19 protein-coding genes are annotated in these 17,627 nt (G+C 73.3%); 6 read left to right on the top strand and 13 right to left on the bottom strand.

Annotated features, from left to right (window positions below; all coding sequences use genetic code 11):
• Positions 1 to 191 precede the first annotated feature (191 nt).
• Positions 192 to 788: a TetR family transcriptional regulator gene (locus ACH0BZ_RS10580; protein ID WP_406898241.1), complete on the top strand. Its 597-nt coding sequence runs from the start codon at positions 192 to 194 to the stop codon at positions 786 to 788.
• Here the strand turns inward: ACH0BZ_RS10580 and ACH0BZ_RS10575 are convergent.
• From ACH0BZ_RS10575 to sdhC, 5 genes are all read right to left on the bottom strand, one after another.
• Positions 785 to 2,182: a D-alanyl-D-alanine carboxypeptidase family protein gene (locus ACH0BZ_RS10575; RefSeq protein ID WP_406898240.1), complete on the bottom strand. Its 1,398-nt coding sequence runs from the start codon at positions 2,180 to 2,182 to the stop codon at positions 785 to 787. The genes ACH0BZ_RS10580 and ACH0BZ_RS10575 overlap by 4 nt on opposite strands.
• A gap of 118 nt (positions 2,183 to 2,300) precedes the next feature.
• A complete protein-coding gene (locus ACH0BZ_RS10570; RefSeq protein ID WP_406898239.1) occupies positions 2,301 to 3,083 on the bottom strand; it encodes a succinate dehydrogenase iron-sulfur subunit in 783 nt (260 codons plus the stop codon).
• A complete protein-coding gene (gene sdhA, locus ACH0BZ_RS10565; protein ID WP_406898238.1) occupies positions 3,083 to 4,852 on the bottom strand; it encodes a succinate dehydrogenase flavoprotein subunit in 1,770 nt (589 codons plus the stop codon). The genes ACH0BZ_RS10570 and sdhA overlap by 1 nt, the downstream gene beginning before the upstream one ends.
• Before the next feature lie 51 nt (positions 4,853 to 4,903).
• The gene (locus ACH0BZ_RS10560) at positions 4,904 to 5,350 is read right to left on the bottom strand and encodes a succinate dehydrogenase hydrophobic membrane anchor subunit (protein WP_406898237.1); all 447 of its coding nucleotides are present in this window, start codon (positions 5,348 to 5,350) and stop codon (positions 4,904 to 4,906) included.
• Positions 5,351 to 5,365: 15 nt separating this feature from the next.
• Positions 5,366 to 5,776, bottom strand: coding sequence for a succinate dehydrogenase, cytochrome b556 subunit (gene sdhC, locus ACH0BZ_RS10555; RefSeq protein WP_406898236.1), 411 nt, complete (start codon positions 5,774 to 5,776; stop codon positions 5,366 to 5,368).
• Positions 5,777 to 5,963: 187 nt separating this feature from the next.
• Between sdhC and ACH0BZ_RS10550 the strand changes: the two genes are divergently transcribed.
• Both ACH0BZ_RS10550 and ACH0BZ_RS10545 read left to right on the top strand, forming a co-directional pair.
• Positions 5,964 to 6,395 carry a cytidine deaminase gene (locus ACH0BZ_RS10550; RefSeq protein ID WP_406898235.1) on the top strand — a complete coding sequence of 144 codons (432 nt, stop codon included), beginning with the start codon at positions 5,964 to 5,966 and terminating at the stop codon, positions 6,393 to 6,395.
• The gene (locus ACH0BZ_RS10545; protein ID WP_406898234.1) at positions 6,392 to 7,702 is read left to right on the top strand and encodes a thymidine phosphorylase; all 1,311 of its coding nucleotides are present in this window, start codon (positions 6,392 to 6,394) and stop codon (positions 7,700 to 7,702) included. Before ACH0BZ_RS10550 ends, ACH0BZ_RS10545 begins: the two co-directional genes overlap by 4 nt.
• A gap of 29 nt (positions 7,703 to 7,731) precedes the next feature.
• Here the strand turns inward: ACH0BZ_RS10545 and ACH0BZ_RS10540 are convergent, their stop codons facing one another.
• From ACH0BZ_RS10540 to ACH0BZ_RS10520, 5 genes are read right to left on the bottom strand one after another with little or no spacing between them, the layout of a single operon-like run.
• The gene (locus ACH0BZ_RS10540; RefSeq protein ID WP_406898233.1) at positions 7,732 to 8,952 is read right to left on the bottom strand and encodes a primosomal protein; all 1,221 of its coding nucleotides are present in this window, start codon (positions 8,950 to 8,952) and stop codon (positions 7,732 to 7,734) included.
• Positions 8,953 to 8,957: 5 nt separating this feature from the next.
• Entirely contained in the window at positions 8,958 to 9,317 is a 360-nt protein-coding gene (locus tag ACH0BZ_RS10535) for a YbaB/EbfC family nucleoid-associated protein (protein WP_406898232.1), read from the bottom strand.
• A complete protein-coding gene (locus tag ACH0BZ_RS10530; RefSeq protein WP_406898231.1) occupies positions 9,308 to 9,601 on the bottom strand; it encodes a hypothetical protein in 294 nt (97 codons plus the stop codon). The genes ACH0BZ_RS10535 and ACH0BZ_RS10530 overlap by 10 nt, the downstream gene beginning before the upstream one ends.
• Positions 9,601 to 10,734, bottom strand: a complete 1,134-nt coding sequence (locus tag ACH0BZ_RS10525; protein ID WP_406898229.1) for a C40 family peptidase — start codon at positions 10,732 to 10,734, stop codon at positions 9,601 to 9,603. The genes ACH0BZ_RS10530 and ACH0BZ_RS10525 overlap by 1 nt, the downstream gene beginning before the upstream one ends.
• A 4-nt stretch (positions 10,735 to 10,738) precedes the next feature.
• Complete coding sequence (locus ACH0BZ_RS10520; protein ID WP_406898228.1) at positions 10,739 to 11,107, bottom strand: type VII secretion target; 369 nt, start codon at positions 11,105 to 11,107, stop codon at positions 10,739 to 10,741.
• Positions 11,108 to 11,217: 110 nt separating this feature from the next.
• Between ACH0BZ_RS10520 and upp the strand changes: the two genes are divergently transcribed.
• Positions 11,218 to 11,841, top strand: a complete 624-nt coding sequence (gene upp, locus ACH0BZ_RS10515; RefSeq protein WP_406898227.1) for a uracil phosphoribosyltransferase — start codon at positions 11,218 to 11,220, stop codon at positions 11,839 to 11,841.
• Between the two features lie 75 nt (positions 11,842 to 11,916).
• On the opposite strand, the gene ACH0BZ_RS10510 is transcribed toward upp, so the two are convergent.
• Genes ACH0BZ_RS10510 through ACH0BZ_RS10500 form a run of 3 tightly spaced genes read right to left on the bottom strand, consistent with a single transcriptional unit; the run spans position 11,917 to position 14,824 of the window.
• Positions 11,917 to 13,443, bottom strand: coding sequence for a phospho-sugar mutase (locus tag ACH0BZ_RS10510; RefSeq protein WP_406898225.1), 1,527 nt, complete (start codon positions 13,441 to 13,443; stop codon positions 11,917 to 11,919).
• A complete protein-coding gene (locus tag ACH0BZ_RS10505; RefSeq protein WP_406898315.1) occupies positions 13,440 to 14,294 on the bottom strand; it encodes a purine-nucleoside phosphorylase in 855 nt (284 codons plus the stop codon). The genes ACH0BZ_RS10510 and ACH0BZ_RS10505 overlap by 4 nt, the downstream gene beginning before the upstream one ends.
• Positions 14,291 to 14,824, bottom strand: coding sequence for a gamma-glutamylcyclotransferase family protein (locus ACH0BZ_RS10500; RefSeq protein ID WP_406898224.1), 534 nt, complete (start codon positions 14,822 to 14,824; stop codon positions 14,291 to 14,293). The genes ACH0BZ_RS10505 and ACH0BZ_RS10500 overlap by 4 nt, the downstream gene beginning before the upstream one ends.
• Before the next feature lie 227 nt (positions 14,825 to 15,051).
• Between ACH0BZ_RS10500 and ACH0BZ_RS10495 the strand changes: the two genes are divergently transcribed.
• A complete protein-coding gene (locus tag ACH0BZ_RS10495) occupies positions 15,052 to 16,458 on the top strand; it encodes an NAD(P)H-quinone dehydrogenase (RefSeq protein ID WP_406898314.1) in 1,407 nt (468 codons plus the stop codon).
• 103 nt (positions 16,459 to 16,561) lie between these two features.
• Positions 16,562 to 17,578 carry an iron ABC transporter substrate-binding protein gene (locus tag ACH0BZ_RS10490; protein ID WP_406898223.1) on the top strand — a complete coding sequence of 339 codons (1,017 nt, stop codon included), beginning with the start codon at positions 16,562 to 16,564 and terminating at the stop codon, positions 17,576 to 17,578.
• Positions 17,579 to 17,627: the final 49 nt, after the last annotated feature.

The following is a 17,627-nucleotide window of genomic DNA, read 5'->3' as shown; positions in this document are numbered from 1 at the left end:
GCCCTCCGCTACGGCGTGCGGCTCGCCCGGGTGGCTCGCCCGGGCGGCGCGTCCGTCCGGGGCCACCGGACGAGTTTGAGTGTACAGATGTTCTCTCAAATGGCCAGAGCGAATTTCCGCCGGGCGCGGCGCTGAGGGCGTTTCCGCGTCTCGACGTGCACATATAGCGAGAATCGTCTACGGTACAGAGTGTGACATCAGCGGGAAGTCGGGCCGAGCAGAAGCGGCACACACGTTCACTCATCGTGGCCGCCGGCCGCGAGGCGGTGGCGGCGCGCGGCTTCGCCGGGCTCGTGGTCCGCGAGATCGCACGCGAAGCCGGGATCGTCCCCACGGCCTTCTACCGCCACTTCGACTCGCTCGACGCCCTGGCCACCGAACTCGCCGCGGGCTCGGCCGCCGAACTGGCCCGGCTCGTGGACGCGCTCGTCGGCGCCCCAGCGGCGGCCCCGGCCGCCGACTGGCCGCCCCTCGTCGCCGACGCGGCCACCGCCGCACCGCAGACCTGGACCGTCCTCGCGCGCGGGCTCGTCGCCACCGCGCACCCCGACCACGCGACACTCTCGGACGCCGTGGACACCGCCCGCCGCCGCGTCGGGATCACCCTCGGGCGGCTCGAGGCGCTCTCCGGGGCGAGCGGCGACGCCGTCGACGTGGCGGCCGACCTCGTCGTCGTCGATCTCCTCCGGCTTGCCCTCGACGTGGCCTCGGGGCGCGACGCCCGGGCGGCCACCGACGAGTCGAGCCGCAGGCTTCGTGTGATCCTCGCGGGGGCGGGCGCCGGCTAGCGGCGCGAACGGGCCCCCAGGACGCCGCCGGCCACCACCACCAGCCCCGCCGCCCCTACGGCCAGCCACGGGGCCACCCGGTCGAGGAGCGGGCCGTCGGCCAGCGCGGACTCTCCCTGTGCGGACACCCCGCCCGGCCCGGTGGCCAGCTGCTCGGTGGTGTCGGTCGTCGTGGCGGGGCCGTCCACGAGCCGGGCCACGGGCTCCGAGTCGCCGGCCCCGAACGCCGCGTCGAGCAGCAGTCCCGCCTGCTCCCACGGAGCCTTCGGCACGCGCGTCCCGTCGAGCAGCACCGCGGCCAGGCGGCGACCGTCGCGCTCGGCCGCGCCGATGAACGTGTGGCGGGCGTCGTCCGTGAAGCCGGTCTTGCCGCCGATCGCGCCCTCGTAGTTGTGCAGCAACTGGTTGTCGTTACCCACGACGAACCCGGGGTTGACCAGGGTGCCGTCGGGGAGCGTCGTGGGGCCGGCGTACGGCGGGGCGTTCGCCGGATCCGGCGGCCCCGCGCCCTCGCCCGCCGGGTAGCCGGGGAAACCCCACATCGGAGTGGCGACGATCCGCGCGAACTCCGGCCGCGTCATGGCGTCGCGGAAGATCAGCGCCATGTCGTACGCGGAGGTCATCATGCCCGGACCGTCGAGGCCGCTCACCGTGGCGACGTACGTGTCGGCGCAGCCGAGATCCGCGGCGTAGGCGTTCATCGCCTCGGCCGTCTCCTCGAGGCCGCCCATGCGGTTGGCGAGCACCGCCGCGGCGTCGTTGCCCGATGCCATGAGGAGCCCGTGCAGCAGGCGGTCGATCGAGTACTTCCCGCCCGGGCCCACGCCCACCAGGCTTCCCTCGGAGCCCTCGAGGTCGGCGTCGGTGACGGTGATGATCTCGTCAGGGTCCATCCGGTCGAGCACCACCGACGCGAGCAGCGTCTTGATCAGGCTCGCCGGGCGGTAGCGGCCGTGCGCGTCCTTCGCCGCCACCACCTCGCCCGAGTCCAGGTCCGAGACGATCCACGCGCTCGCCGTGACGTCGCGGGGCACCTCGAAGCCGTCTGTCGCGGCCACCTCGCAGCCGGCCAGGTCGGCGCCCCCCGCCGGGGTCTCGGGAACCGGGGGAGGAGTGGGCGCCTTCTGCCCGGGCTTCGGCACCTCCGACTCGTCCACCGGCGCCGGCGGGGCGGTCCGGTACGGGCACCCGTCGAGATCGCGGGGAGTGTCGAAGTACTCGGCCGACGTCGTCGACGGCAACACCGCCGGCGGAGGCGGTTCCGTGCGTGGGGTGAGTTCCGGCTCGGCACCCGACGCGGGGCCGGCGGCCAACGGCGTGGCGGCCACGCCGATGAGCGCGGCCGTCGCGAGCCCGATGGCGCGGCGCGCGAGTCGTCGGCGGGAACTGATCACGGCTCCGCAGTCTACGGCGGTGCTCCGGTCGGCCGTGCGCGGCACGCTGACACGGCTGAGCGGGGCCGCACCCTCCGGGGAGGAAGGTGCGGCCCCGCTCGGCGGCGTCAACCGGAGATCAGCGCGCGAACAGCAGGGCGCGCTTGACCTCCTGGATCGCCTGCGTGACCTGGATGCCGCGCGGGCAGGAGTCCGTGCAGTTGAAGGTGGTGCGGCAGCGCCACACGCCCTCGACGTCGTTGAGGATCTCCAGGCGCTCGGCGGCGCCCTCGTCACGCGAGTCGAAGATGAAACGGTGCGCGTTGACGATCGCGGCGGGGCCGAAGTACGACCCATCCGCCCAGAACACCGGGCACGACGTGGTGCAGCAGGCGCAGAGGATGCACTTGGTGGTGTCGTCGAAGCGGGCACGGTCGGTCTGCGACTGGATGTGCTCGTTCGAGGGCAGGTTGCCGGACGTGATGAGGTACGGCTTGACGTCTCGGTACGCCTTGAAGAACGGCTCCATGTCGACGTAGAGGTCCTTCTCCACCGGCAGTCCGCGGATCGGCGCGATCGTGATGGTGATGGACTTGCCGTCCTTGGGGAGCAGGTCCTTCATGAGGACCTTGCACGCGAGGCGGTTGACGCCGTTGATGAGCATCGCGTCGGAGCCGCAGATGCCGTGCGCGCACGACCGACGGAACGCCAGCGAGCCGTCGATGTAGTTCTTGACGTACATCAGCAGGTTGAGCAGACGGTCCGACGGCAGGGCCGGGACCTCGTACTCCTTCCAGCCCGCCGAGTCGGGATCCTCCGGGTTGAACCGGGCGATCTTCAGGGTGACCATGGTCGAGCCGGGGGGGACGGGACGCCCGCCCTTGCCGTCCGTGGCCTTGGTGGTGTCGACTGCGGAACTCATCAGTACTTACGCTCCATCGGCTCGTAGCGGGTCTGGACAACCGGCTTCCAGTCCAGCCGGATCTCGGAGAGCAGGTCGAGGCCGCTCTCCTTGTACGCCATCGTGTGCTTCATGTACTCGGCGTCGTCGCGGTCCGGGAAGTCCTCGCGGGCGTGACCGCCGCGCGACTCCTTGCGGTTGAGCGCGCAGACGACCGTCACCTCGGCGAGTTCGAGGAGGAAGCCCAGCTCGATGGCCTCGAGCAGCTCGGTGTTGAAGCGGCGGCCCTTGTCGCTCACGGTGACGTGGGCGTAGCGCTCCTTGAGGGCGCGCAGCTCGTCGCGGGCCTCGGTGAGCGACTGCTCGGTGCGGTACACCGACGCCTTGTCGTCCATCATGGCCTGCATCTCGGCGCGGATGTCGGCGGCGTTCTCGTGGCCGCGGTCGGAGAGCATGCTCTCCACCCACTCGCGCACCATCTTTTCGGGGTCCTCAGGGAGTTCCACGAAGTCGTGGGTGCTCGCGTACTGCGCGGCGGCGATGCCGGAGCGGCGGCCGAACACGTTGATGTCGAGCAGCGAGTTGGTACCGAGGCGGTTGGAGCCGTGGACCGACACGCAGGCGCACTCGCCGGCGGCGTAGAGGCCGGGCACGATGTCGTCGTTGGTGCGCAGCACCTCGCCGTCTACGTTGGTCGGGATACCGCCCATGACGTAGTGGCAGGTCGGGAACACGGGCACCAGTTCGGTGACCGGGTCCACGCCGAGGTAGGTGCGGGAGAACTCGGTGATGTCCGGCAGCTTCTCCTCGAGCACGTCCTCGCCGAGGTGGGTCACGTCGATGTAGACGTAGTCCTTGTCGGGGCCGGCGCCGCGGCCCTCGCGCACCTCGAGCACCATCGAGCGGGCGACGATGTCGCGCGGCGCGAGGTCCTTGATGGTGGGGGCGTACTTCTCCATGAACCGCTCGCCGTCGGCGTTGCGGAGGATGCCGCCCTCGCCGCGGACGGCCTCGGAGATGAGGATGCCCAGACCGGCCAGACCGGTCGGGTGGAACTGGTGGAACTCCATGTCCTCGAGCGGCAGGCCCTTGCGGAAGACCACGGCCATGCCGTCACCGGTGAGGGTGTGGGCGTTGGAGGTGGTCTTGTACATGCGGCCCGAGCCGCCGGTGGCAAAGACGACGGCCTTGGAGTGGAAGACGTGGAGGTCGCCGGTGGCGAGCTCGTACGCCACGCAGCCGGAGGCCACGGGGCCCTCGGGCGTCTCGGTGAGGCAGACGTCGAGGACGTAGAACTCGTTGAAGAACTCGACGTCGTGCTTGACGCAGTTCTGGTAGAGCGTCTGCAGGATCATGTGGCCGGTGCGGTCGGCGGCGTAGCAGGCGCGGCGGACGGGCGCCTTGCCGTGGTCACGCGTGTGCCCGCCGAAGCGGCGCTGGTCGATCTTGCCCTCGGGCGTCCGGTTGAACGGAAGGCCCATGTTCTCCAGGTCGATGACGGCGGTGATGGCCTCCTTGGCCATGATCTCCGCGGCGTCCTGGTCGACGAGGTAGTCGCCGCCCTTGACCGTGTCGAAGGTGTGCCACTCCCAGTTGTCCTCCTCGACGTTGGCGAGGGCGGCGCACATGCCGCCCTGCGCCGCGCCGGTGTGGGAGCGGGTGGGGTAGAGCTTGGTGAGGACGGCAGTACGGACGCGCGGGCCCGACTCGATGGCGGCCCGCATGCCGGCGCCGCCGGCGCCGACGATGACGACCTCGTACTGGTGGTTGTGTACCGGACGATCAGTCATAGGAGTTTCTCTGCTCGCTTTCTGGGGAGGACGACGACGGGGCCGTCACTCCTAGGCGTTGGCCGTGGGGATGTGGTAGGCCAGCCCGAAGAGGGCGTAGGTGCCGAGGGCAAGGATGAGGACGGTGGCGACCAGCAGGATGCCGTGCAGCCAGGTCCGGGTGGAGTCCTTGCGGGCGTAGTCGGAGATGACCGTCCGGACGCCGTTGGCGCCGTGGAGCATGGCCAGCCAGAGCATGAGGATGTCCCAGGTGGCCCAGAAGGGGCTCTGCCAGCGGTCGGCGACGTAGTCCCAGTCGATGCGGTGGACACCCTCGTCGATCATGAGGCCCACGGTGAGGTGGCCCAGGGTGAGCAGGACGAGTGCCACGCCCGAGACACGCATGAAGATCCACGCGGTGCGCTCGAAGTTGCTGCCCGAGCGCAGGCGCGGTGAGCGCGGCTGGGCGAGCGAGGCGGGGCGGTCGTGGGACGTCTGGAGAACGGGTGCGTCTGCCATGGTGATCAGTTCTCCTTAGATGTGCTGGAAGACGAGGAAGAGGAGGCGGGCGGCGGCCGCGGCGAAGACCACGACCCAGATCGCGCAGACGGCCCAGAGCATCTGGCGCTGGTACCGGGCGCCCTTCGACCAGAAGTCGATGGCGACGATCCGCAGACCGTTGAGCGCGTGGAACAGTACGAGCGCAACGAGGCCGATCTCCATGAGCCCGACGATCGGGTTCTTGTACGTGTCGATCACAGAGTTGTACGTCTCCGGGCTCACGGTGACGAGAGCCGTGTCGAGCACGTGCACCAGGAGGAAGAAGAAGATCGCGACGCCCGAGATCCGGTGCGCGACCCACGCCCACATCCCCGGGTCGCCCTTGTAGACGCTGGTCTTCTTGGTGGGGGCCGGACGCGCCGGCGCCTGCGCGGTACTGCTCATGGGCTTGTCGTGCCTCCGAATCGTCTGGGCGTGATGCCGTCGGCGCCCGCACCGGCCGGAAGGCACGGCGGGCGCCACCTAGGACTCTAGACCTGAGAGCGCGCTGATGAGAAGGAGGGTGGGTAACGTGTGCCTGGGGGGTTTTTGCAGTTAGGGGACCCTTAATCAAGTTACCGGGGAGTAGAACATGGGGTCGGGTGACGAAACCGCTGCCCAGCGCTCCGGCGCCGGCGAGCGGTTGCGCGTGGAGGCGCTCCGGGCCGCCGCGCACGCGTACTGCCCCTACTCGCGACTGGGGGTGGGCGCCGCGGCGCTCGCGGCCCCGGCGGGTGGGGGGGAGCCTCGTCTGGTGACGGGATGCAACGTCGAGAACGCCTCCTACGGCCTCACCCTCTGTGCGGAGTGTTCGCTCGTCTCGGACCTGTACCGCACGGGGGGCGGAAGGCTGCTCGAGCTCGTCGTCGTCACCGACTCCGGTGAGCCCCTCGCACCGTGCGGGCGCTGCCGGCAGCTCCTCCACGAACACGGCGGCCCGGACCTCGTCGTCCACACCGCGCGGGGCCCGGTGCCGCTCGGCGCGCTGCTGCCGGACGCCTTCGGCCCGGGGGACCTGGCGTGAGCACGGGGTCGCGGCGCCTGGACGCGGTGAGGATCATCGAGGCCAAGAGGGACGGGCGGGAGCTCGACGACGACGAGGTCGACTGGATCATCGACGCCTACACCCGCGGGATCGTGCCGCCCGAACAGATGGCGGCGCTGGCGATGGCGGTGTACTTCCGCGGCCTGTCCGGCCGGGAGCTCGCCCGGTGGACGGCCGCGATGGTGGCGTCGGGAACCCGGCTGGACCTCGCGGGTCTCGAGCGCGGGGGCCGTCTCGTGCCCACCGTGGACAAGCACTCGACCGGCGGCGTCGGCGACGCGGTGACGCTCGTGCTCACCCCGCTCCTGGCCACGTGGAACGTCGCGGTGCCGCAGGTGTCCGGGCGGGGCCTCGGCCACACCGGCGGCACCCTGGACAAGCTCGAGGCGATCCCCGGCTGGCGCGCCGACCTCGACGCCGACGGGATGCGCCGGATCCTCCGGGAGACCGGCGCGGTGATCTGCGCTGCAGGCGGCGACCTCGCCCCCGCCGACCGCGCCCTCTACGCCCTGAGAGACGTGACGGGCACGGTGCCGTCGATCCCGCTCATCGCCTCGTCGATCATGAGCAAGAAGATCGCCGAGGGCACCGGCGCCCTGGTGCTGGACGTCAAATGCGGGTCGGGCGCGTTCATGACCGACCGCTACGACGCGGAGGAGCTCGCCCGCGCGATGGTGGGGATCGGCACCGACGCCGGGCTGCGCTGCGGCGCGCTCGTCACCGCCATGCACACCCCGCTCGGACGGGCCGTCGGCAACGCCCTCGAGGTGGCCGAGTGCGTCGAGATTCTCGCCGGCGGCGGGCCCGCCGACATGATCGACCTGACCTGTGCGCTCGCAGAGGAGGCGTTGCGGGCGGTGGGCATCATCGACGACCCACGCCCGCGCCTGGCGGACGGCCGCGCCATGGACTCCTACCGGGCCATGATCCGCGCCCAGGGCGGCGACCCGGACGCCCCGCTGCCCGTCGCCCCGCACGTCGAGACGCTCCGCGCCCCCGCAGATGGCGTCCTGCGGTGGGACGCGCTCGGGGTGGGGCGGGGGTCGTGGCTCGCCGGCGCCGGCCGCACGCGCCCCGGCGAGGCCGTCGACGCCGCCGCCGGCGTGATGCTCGCGCGCGTCGAGGGCGACCGGGTGCGCGCGGGCGAGGCGGTCGCCACCGTGCACGCCTCGGACGCCGCACGGCTGGCGGGCGCGGTCGACGAGCTCGGGTCCGCGCTCACGGTCGCCGACGAGCCCGGCCGCGGACCCGCCGGCGCGGTGCTGGGGCGGCTGCGGGGCTGGTGACCGGGCGCGCCACGGGCGCGTGGTGGGACTCAGACGATATCGGGCGTGGTGACGAGCCGCTCCACGTCGGTGACGAGGTCGCGCCACTCGGAGGCCTCGCCGTCGTAGGGTGCGGTCGGCTCGAGCAGGTTCCCGTCGTCCGGGTTGAGCACGTAGTGCAGGTACCGGCGCAGCGCGGTGCCGCGGCCGGTCACGGCGGCCTCGAGATCGCGGTCGCCCACATAGTTGGCGAGGTCGCCGATCAGCTCGACGGCCAGGCCGAGCTGCTCGCGGTCCACGACGGAGGGGCCCTCCTCGATGTCGCGGTCCAGCCCCACCAGGACGTAGGCGTTCTCGTCGGTTACGTGCACGTCGAGGCTGCCGTCGGTGGCGGCGACCTTGATGCGCTCGTACGTGGCCACGCGGCTCAGCGTTTCGTCGTCGTTGTCCGCGAGGAAGCGGCTGAGGCCGCGGGCGCTGGTGAAGACGTATGCCTGGTCGCCGTCACCGAGGAACACCGGCCGGTCACCGAGGTAGCAGCGCAGGCTCAGGTACTCCTGGTCGGCGAAGACGATCTTGACGGGGTCGATCCCGACCGACTCCCACAGGGATCCCTCCGGGTAACCGGTGGGCGCGGCCTCGGGCTCGGGCTCCGGCTCGGGAAGTGCGGCCTCGGCGGTCTCGATGTCCCGGCGGGCGCGCTCGACCTCCGCGCGGTCCACCTCGGGGGTGTCCATGACGTCCTGGAGGGCGTCGAGCACGTCATCCCAGCCCTTGGCGACCGTCTTGCGGATGGACTTCCACAGCTTGAGGCCCTCGCGGCCGTAGAACTCGTCCATGCCGCGGGTGACGGCGGCGAGCACGGGGTTGCCGTTGAAGAACCGGGTGACGGTGTCGAGCTCGCACACCTCGCCGATGGCGCGGGCGATGGCGAAGGACTGGTCGATCTCGTCGACCGAGGACTCGTCAGGGTTCTCGCCGAGGAGTTCGAGCACGCCCACGAGGTCGTAGCAGTTGTCGTCCTCGGCGCGGAAGGCCAGTACGTCGGAGCCGGCGAACGCCTCCCACGAGGGGTGGTCCTGCAGGTCGTGCTCCTCGCCGCCGCGGACGAACGCCACGAGCTCGGCGGTCGAGTCGAACGCGTAGAGGTCCTCGTCCAGTCCGAGGAACGCCTCCCAGTCGTCGTCGTCCTCGCGCCAGCTGGGCGCCCAGAGGGTCGTGACGTCTCCCTCCGGGAGACCGAGCTCGATCGGGACGATGTCCTTGGCCATGCCGGTCAGCATATCCGCGGCTCGTCGGGCGGTGCCACGGCTCCCCGACGGCCGGCGACGGCCGAGGCCACCGAGCCGGAGACCAGCTCGGCACGCCGCGCGTTGGCCTGCTCGACGGCGGCGCCCGTGGCCTCGAGGATCGCGGCGGACACCGTGCCGGGCCCGTGGCGGCGGAGACCGGGGGCGAGCGTGAGGTCCACGACGGCGCCGCCGGCGTCGGCGGTCGCGGTCGCCAGCTCGTCCCCGCTGGTCACCACCACGCGCAGCGTCTCCAACTGGTCGTGCGCCGACTCCCACTCGGCGGCGATGCCACGGAGGCGGTCGAGGAACGCCTCGACGTCGAGCCCGCCCGCGGTCACGGCCACGCCCGCGCGTCGGCCCCGTCGCGGTGCCGGCCGTGGTCCGTGGCCTCCCCTTCCTGCGAGTCGAGCTCCGTCTCGTCCCCGTCCTCCTCGGCCAGGCGCTCGAGGAGTTCGCGCGCGTCGGAAGCCGCCGCCGTGAGTGCGCGCAGGACGGCGTGGGCGACGTCGGTGGTCGCGCGGTCGAGCAGCCGCTCGGGCAGCGCCAGGCCGACGGGCACGCCGTCGGTCCCGACCTCGGCGACCACTCCGGTCGCCGGGTCGGTGAACCTGCAGGTCGGGGGCGTCATCAGCCGGTCGGGCGGTAGAAACCGTAGAAGCTCATCCCGATATTGTCGGTGCGCAGCCCGGAAACCGCTACAGGGTCCCCGGCCTCGACCAGCTGGCCGTTACCGATGTACATGGCCACGTGGCCATCCCAAACCGCCAGGTCACCGGGCATGAGGTCGGCCTGCTGGACCTGCACACCCACGTTCTGCTCCTGCGCCAGGCGCGGGATCTCCACGCCGGCGTCGCGGTACGCCCACTGCGTGAGCCCGGAGCAGTCCAGGCCCTGGCCCGGCGTGGTGCCACCCCACACGTACGGGACGCCCTGCTGGGAGAGGGCGTTGCGGACCGCGTTCGCGGCCTGTTCGTTGGGGGCGGTGGCCACCGAGCCGTCGGGCAGGACCACGTCGACACCCCCGCCCACCACGCCGGCATCCGCATCGCCGAGCGGCGCGCCGGACGAGGCCGCGGCGCCCGCCTCCCCGCCGACTCCGGCGCCGACCGCTGTGCCCGCGCCCGCCGCGCCCGCGCCCGCCCCGCCGGCGGCACCGAAGGCCCCCGGGCCTGAGCCCGTGTAGGCCGCGGTGGACGCGTCGATCGTGCCGCCCGCGCCACCGGCGCCGAGCGCTCCCGGCGCCGGTGGCGCGGACGGGATGGCGGCCGCGATGGCGCGCAACTCCGCGGTGGGGCCGCGGAGCTCGGCCTGGACCCGCTCGGCCACCTGGAGCCCGCGGGTGAGGTGTTCGGTGGCCAGGCCCAGGAGCGCCACCTGGCCGGGCGGGGTGAGCAGGGTGGGCCCCAGCGCGGCGGCCGAGGTCAGGAACGACTGGACGATCGCTGCGACCTCGATCGTGCCGCGGACCACGATCTCCGCGGCGACGGCCGTGACGCGGGCGATCTCCCCGGCGGACTCGACGAGGGCGGTGAGGGATTCGCCGATCGCGGCGACGGAGTGGGCGGCGCCCAGCCCGGACAGGGAGTTCCACGACTCGGTGACCAGCGTCTGGAGCGGCGGCCCGAGGGTCTGCGCCATCTCGAGGCCGTCGCTGACCGGCCGCATGACGTCGCGGGCCGGTTCGGGGACGAACTCTTCCTGCGAGAGCAGGTCGAGGATCTGCCGGATGGGGCCTGCGTAGGCGAGTGCGTCGGCGATCACCGGCTCACACCTCCGCCGCGCGAGTCGGCGAGGGCAGGCCCGCGGCCGTCGCCGCGTCCGTGTCCTCGAACAGGCGTCCCGACGCCGACACGAGGTCGGCCGCGGCGCCCGTCACCCGGGTGAGGTCCGTGAGTACCTCGCGGTGCCGCGCTGTCGCGTCGAGTAGCGCCGAGAGAAAGTCCGCCCCCACAGGCCCGAGCACCGGGGAGACCGCGTCGATCGGAAGGGTGTCCACGGCCTGCAGCGCGGCCCCCAGCTGATCGGCGAGGGTCCCCAGCCCCGTGCCCAGGTCGTGCAGGCCCTCGAGGTGGACGGCGGTCGTCCCCGTCGCATCCGCCCCCGCGCCGGCCCCCGCCGGCAGTGCGTCTTCCATGGCCCCGTCCCTTCGCGCCTTTCCGTGTCCGTCACAGGGTTCGACGTGCAGGGCCGCCCGTCCGGTTCCACGCGATCCGGGCTTGACGAGCGTGTGCGATCCTGACGGGCATGGAGATCCTCGTCGTGGACCATCCGCTCGTCGCTGACCGCCTGCGAACGCTGCGCGACGCCGCCACGGACACCGCCGGTTTCCGTGCCGCGATGGACGCCCTCGGCACGATGCTCTGCTACGAGGCGTTCCGCACGATCCCCACCGAGCAGGTTGAGGTGCGGACCCCGGTCGCGGACACGCGGGGCACCGCCGTCGCCGGCACGCCGCTCGTGGTGCCCGTGCTCCGCGCCGGGCTGGGCCTGCTCGAGCCGGCCACCCGTCTCCTGCCCGGCGCGCAGGTCGGGTTCGTGGGCCTGGCCCGGGACGAGGACAGCCACCTGCCCGTCTCCTACCTCTGCTCCCTGCCCGACGACCTGGCCGGCCGCCACGTCGTGGTGCTCGACCCGATGCTCGCCACCGGCGGCTCGCTCGTGGCGACCCTCGGGTCGCTCGCCGAGCGCGGCGCCGCCGGCGTGGTGGTGGTGTGCGTGCTGTGCGCGCCGGAGGGCGTGGAGACGACCCGCGCCTCGGGGCTGGCCGCCACCCTAGTCACCGCCGCGATCGACGAGCGGCTCGACGACGACGCCTTCATCGTCCCCGGCCTCGGAGATGCCGGGGACCGCCTCTTCGGCCCACGCTGAGTCCGCCCGGCCTGTATGGACGCGTCCGGGGTCGCGTCGCCGGGCCGCCGGGCCGCCGCGCCGCTGTGGCGCCGATCAGCGAAGCGCGGCCGCGAGGTCCCCGGACAGCGCGTCCAGCCGACGGCGGGCGTCCGCCCGGTCGTCGGCCGTCGGGGCGGGCCCGGTCCACGTCTCCACGTAGGTCTTGAGCAGCGGTTCGGTGCCCGAGGGGCGGACCACCGCGCGGGCGCCGTCGAGGTCCACCCGGAAGCCGGGGGTGCCGTCCAGCCACGAGACGCCGCCGCCCTCGCCCATGTCTCCGGCGCCCAGCCGGTCGGCGGCCCGCCGCAGGGCCCGCTCCGGATCGACGCCGCCGTCGAGGGGGCGCGGGACGTTGCGCCGCAGGTGCGCGCCGAACTCGGCGGCGAGGGCGTCGAGCCGCTCCGGCACCGACGCGGGGCCGCCGCCGGATCCGGGGACACCGGCGGCGGCGAGCATCGCGCACCACGCCCCGGCGGTCGAGATCCCGTCCTTGTCCGCCACCACTTCCGGCAGAACGCAGTGGCCGATCGCCTCCTCGTACGCGTAGCGCAGCGGCGTCCCGGCACGGACCAGCCACTTGAACCCGGTCAGCGTCTCGACGTGCCGGCCCCCGCGTGCGGGGACGAGCAGTGACGGCAGGCGCGAGGAGACGATCGTCGAGGCCACGACGGGAGCGTCCGCCGCGGAGCCGGGGCCGGCCGCCGCGGAGCCGGGCAGTGGCGTGCTCAGCAGGTGGTCGGCGAGGAGGGCGCCGGCATCGTCGCCGTCGAGCATCCGCCACCGCCCGTCGGCCCCCCGCGCGCCCATCGCGCACCGATCGGCGTCGGGATCCAGGGCGAGCGCCACGTCGGCGTCGATCCGCTCCGCCAGCGCGAGCAGCCGGCCCGTGGTCTCGGGACGCTCCGGGTTGGGGGAGGCGACGGTGGGGAAGTCCGGGTCCGGCTCGGCCTGTTCGGGGACGAGCGTGACCTCGTCGATGCCCATCCCGGCGAGCACGCGGCGGCACACCTCGCCGCCGACGCCGTGCACGGGGGTGAGCGCAACGCGCAGGGGGCGCCCGGCGGTGGGCAGCCCGCGGATGACGGCGGCCACGTAGTCGTCGACGAGTGCGGGGTCCGTCGTCACCGCCGCGCCGCCCACGGGCGCGGTGACCCCCTCGTGCGCCGCGGCCACGAGGTGCCGCTCGATCTCCGCGTCGGTGGGCGGAACGATCTGGGCGCCTCCGCGGCCGTAGACCTTGATGCCGTTGTCCGTGGCCGGGTTGTGCGAGGCCGTCACCACGAGCCCGGCCGCGGCGTCCCGGGCCCGGACCGCGGCCGCGACGACCGGCGTGGGGACGGGGACCCCGGGGGTGACGACGACGAGGTCGTGCGACGCCAGGACGGCGCACACCACCTCGACGAACCGCGCGGACCCGTGCCGGGCGTCGCCGCCCACCACGACGAGCGACCCCGGGGGTTCCCGGTCACGCAGGTACCGGGCGACGGCCGTGGCGACCAGCGCGACGGTGTCGGGGTTCATCCGGCCCGGCCCGTCGCCGAGCGGGGCGCGGACGCCCGCGGTGCCGAACTGCAGCGTCACGGCCGCCCTCGGGCCGGCGCCACCGCGGGGACGAGCGCGCGGAGGCCGCGGGTGAGCCGGTCCGCGCCCGCGGCGCCGGCGGCGAGGACCTCGGCGTGGTCGAGCGGCTCGCCGGTGACGCCCGCCGCGAGGTTGGTGACGAGGGAGACGGCGACCACCCCGAGCCCGAGGCCACGGGCGGCGATCACCTCGGGAACCGTCGACATCCCCACGAGGTCGGCGCCGAGGGCGCGCAGCATCCGGATCTCCGCCGGCGTCTCGTACTGGGGGCCGGGCATCGCGGCGTACACGCCCTCCGACGGCCGGGTGCCCGTCGCCTCCACCAGTGCCGCGGCGGCGGCCGCGCGCAGGCGCGGGGAGTAGGCGTCCACGAGGTCCACGAAGGCGGCGCCGGTGAGCGGGGACCTACCGGTGAGGTTGAGGTGGTCGGAGAGCAGCACGAGATCGCCCACGGCGAGGCTGTCGCGCAGCCCGCCGGCGGCGTTGGTGAGCACGAGCGTCCGGGCGCCGGCGGCGGCCGCGACGTGGGCGGGGTGGACGACCGGCTCGGGGCCGCGCCCCTCGTAGAGGTGGGTGCGGCCCGAGACGGCGAGCAGCGGAACGCCATCGACGAGGCAGCTCGTCACCGTGCCGCGGTGGCCGGCCGCGGACGGGGCGGCGAAGCCGGGCAGGTCGGCCACGGGCAGGGTCACCGCCGTGCCGGGGTCGGCCAGTCCCTCGACGACCGCGGACCAGCCCGAACCCAGGACCAGCGCCACGTCGTGGCCGTCGCGGCCGGAGGCGTCGGTGATCCGGGCGGCGGCCGCGGCGGCGTCGGCGGTCGGGGAGAGCAGTGCGGCCACGGCGGTCAGGCGCCGGGGCCGACGTTTCGGGAGTCGCGCGTGCGCAGCGCCCGGACGTAGGGGGCGGGCGCGCCCGCGCACTCGGCGGCGTCGGCGAGCAGGCCCAGGTACCGGGCCGAGGGCAGGCCGCCCTCGAAGGCGTCCATCACGTAGAGCCACACCAGGACCGTGTCCTCCGGCGCCGTCGGATCGGCGGCCACCGCGAACTCCGACTCCTGGGCGCCGACCGGCGGGCCCGGCGGCACGGTGGGGCGGCGGGTGACGCGGACCCGGATCTTGCGCGCGGGGATGAGGTCGGTGCCCTCCCAGCGGTCCATCGCGCGCACGTCCTCGTCGGGCACGTCGTAGAGCACCACGAAGACGCTGGCGTCGGGGTCCTCGACGACGGTGGCGACCGCGCCCTCCCACGTGGGGTCGTCGCCGGCAAAGGTGAGCCGCCAGCCCTGCAGCCACCCGGTCCCCGCGAACGGCGAGTGCGGGGCGCGGGTGCTCATCTGTTCGGGATGCATGTTGGTCCCGTACGCGGCGTAGAGAGGCACGGGACCGACTCTAGCCGCTCCCCGCCGTGGACACCGGCGCCCGACGGCATGCGGCGCGGGGTGGCCGAAGGTGGGCGAGGGGGCGGCGCGGGGCGACTTCCCCCGGCCCGCCGGCGCCGGGTCGACTACCGTGGACCTGCGGACGCGCCGCAGTCCTCCCACCCCGAGGATCCGGCGGCCGGACATCCCGCATCCCGGATGCCCCCCTTCGAGTCGTGGAGGACGAGTTGACGCAGCGCATCGTGATCATCGGTGGCGGTCCCGCCGGATACGAGGCCGCCCTGGTGGCCGCCCAATACGGGGCGGACGTCACGGTGGTGGACTCCGACGGCATCGGCGGCAACTGCGTCCTGCACGACTGCGTGCCGTCCAAGGCGTTCATCGCCACCACCGGCGTGCGCACCGACATGCGGCGTGCCGAGGAGATGGGCGTCGAGGCGTCCTTCGACCCCAGCACCTACCGGCTCACCCAGGTCAACGGTCGCGTCAAGTCCCTCGCCCGCGCACAGTCGGCGGACATCCGCTCACAACTGCAGCGCGAGGGCGTGCGTCTGCTGTCCGGCCGCGGCCGGCTGCACGACTCCAAGCCGGGCATGGCCGTGCACAAGGTCCACGTGACCCTCGACAGCGGGCAGGAGAAGATCCTCGACGCCGACGTCGTGCTCATGGCCACCGGCTCGAGCCCGCGCGTCCTGCCCGGCGCCGTGCCGGACGGCGAACGGATCCTCGACTGGCGGCAGCTCTACGACCTCACCGAGCTGCCCGCGCACCTCGTGGTGATCGGCTCCGGCGTCACCGGCGCCGAGTTCGTCTCGGCGTTCACCGAGATGGGCGTCAAGGTCACCATGGTCTCCAGCCGCGACCGCGTGCTGCCGCACGAGGACGCCGACGCGGCCCTCGTGCTCGAGGAGGCGCTCAGCGAGCGCGGTGTCTCGCTGGTCAAGCACGCCCGAGCCGACGAGGTGGTCCACCACGAGGACGGGATCATGGTCCGCCTCGGCGACGGCCGCACCGTCAAGGGCTCGCACGCGCTCATGTGCGTCGGCTCGGTGCCCAACACCGAGGGTCTCGGCCTGGAGGGGGCGGGCATCGATCTCCAGTCCAGCGGTCACATCAAGGTGGACCGCGTCTCCCGCACCACCGCCGCCGGCGTGTACGCGGCCGGCGACTGCACGGATCTGTTCCCGCTGGCCTCCGTCGCCGCCATGCAGGGCCGGATCGCCATGTACCACGCGCTCGGCGAAGGCGTGAGCCCCATCAAGCTGCGGACCGTGGCCTCCGCGGTGTTCACCCGCCCCGAGATCGCCACCGTCGGCATCTCCCACGCCCAGATCGAGAGCGGCGAGGTGCCCGCCCGCGTCGAGGTGTTCCCGCTCGCCGGCAACCCGCGGGCCAAGATGCGCAGCCTGCGCCGCGGCTTCGTCAAGCTGTTCTGCCGCCCGGCCTCCGGCGTGGTGATCGGCGGCGTCGTCGTGGCCCCCACCGCCTCCGAGCTCATCCTCCCGATCTCCGTGGCGGTGCGGAACCAGCTCACCGTGGGCGACCTCGCCGGGTCGTTCTCCGTCTACCCGTCGATGACCGGGTCGATCACCGAGGCCGCGCGCCACCTCATGCGGCACGACGACCTCGACTGACGGCCACGGGTCACCCGGTCACGGCGGTGCGGGGGTCTTAGTTTAGGCTACGCTCACCTGTGGTTCCGATAGGTCGGGACCATGACAGTGAGGGAGTTCCGTGATGATGCGTCGCCGCCTCGCCGCGCTGGCCGCCGTCGGCTCGCTGGTGCTCGGCCTGACCGCCTGCACGACCGGGTCCGAGTCCGATGCGCTGGTCGTCTACTCGGGCCGCAGCGAGAACCTCGTCGGGCCGCTGTTCGAGCAGATCGGGGAATCCACGGGGATCGACCTCGAGGTGCGGTACGCCAGCACCCCCGAGATGGCCGCGCAGCTCGCCGAGGAGGGGGAGGCGAGCCCCGCAGATCTCTTCCTCTCGCAGGACGCCGGCGCCCTGGGCGCGCTCTCCAAGGGCGGGCTCCTCGCGAAGCTCGACGTGGCCGCGGACGACGCGGTGCCCGCCGAGTACCGCGCCGCCGACGGGACCTGGGTCGCGACCAGCCTGCGGTCCCGGGTCCTGGTCTACGACGGCGAGGCGCTCGACGAGGCGGAGGTGCCCGACACCATCGATGCCCTCACCGCACCCGAGTGGCGGGGCAAGGTCGGCTACGCGCCCACCAACGCGTCCTTCCAGTCCTTCGTCACCGCCCTGCGGGTCGACCGGGGCGACGAGGCCGCCGAGCAGTGGCTGCGCGACTTCCTGGCAAACGAGCCCCAGTCCTACGACAACAACGGGGCGCTCCTCGAGGCCACCGACAGCGGGGCCGTCGAGCTGGGCCTGACCAACCACTACTACTGGTACAACGCGGCGCAGGAAAAGGGCCCCGAGAACATGCGGGCGCAGGTCAAGTACCTCGCCCCGGGCGACCCGGGGGCGCTGGTCAACGTGGCCGGCGTGGGGATCCTTGCCTCCACCGACAAGCCGGAGGAGGCCCGCCGCGTAGTCGAGGCCCTGCTCGACGAGCCCGCGCAGCGCTACTTCCTCGAGGAGTCCAGCGAGTACCCGGTCCTGCCGGGCGTCACCTCCGACGCCGTCGCGCTGCCGCCGCTGGACACGCTCGGCGGACCGGATATCGACCTCGGCGACCTCGACGGGCTCGAGCAGACGCAGGAGCTGCTCACCCGCGTCGGCATGATCTGACGGAGCGCGCCATCGACCTCCGGACGCGGCTGCGGGGCGGTCGTCCGCT

Origin of the sequence: Dietzia sp. 179-F 9C3 NHS (genome assembly GCF_045369825.1) — a bacterium.
In the GTDB taxonomy this organism is placed as follows: domain Bacteria; phylum Actinomycetota; class Actinomycetes; order Mycobacteriales; family Mycobacteriaceae; genus Dietzia.
This window is presented reverse-complemented; position numbering and strand designations above follow the sequence as displayed.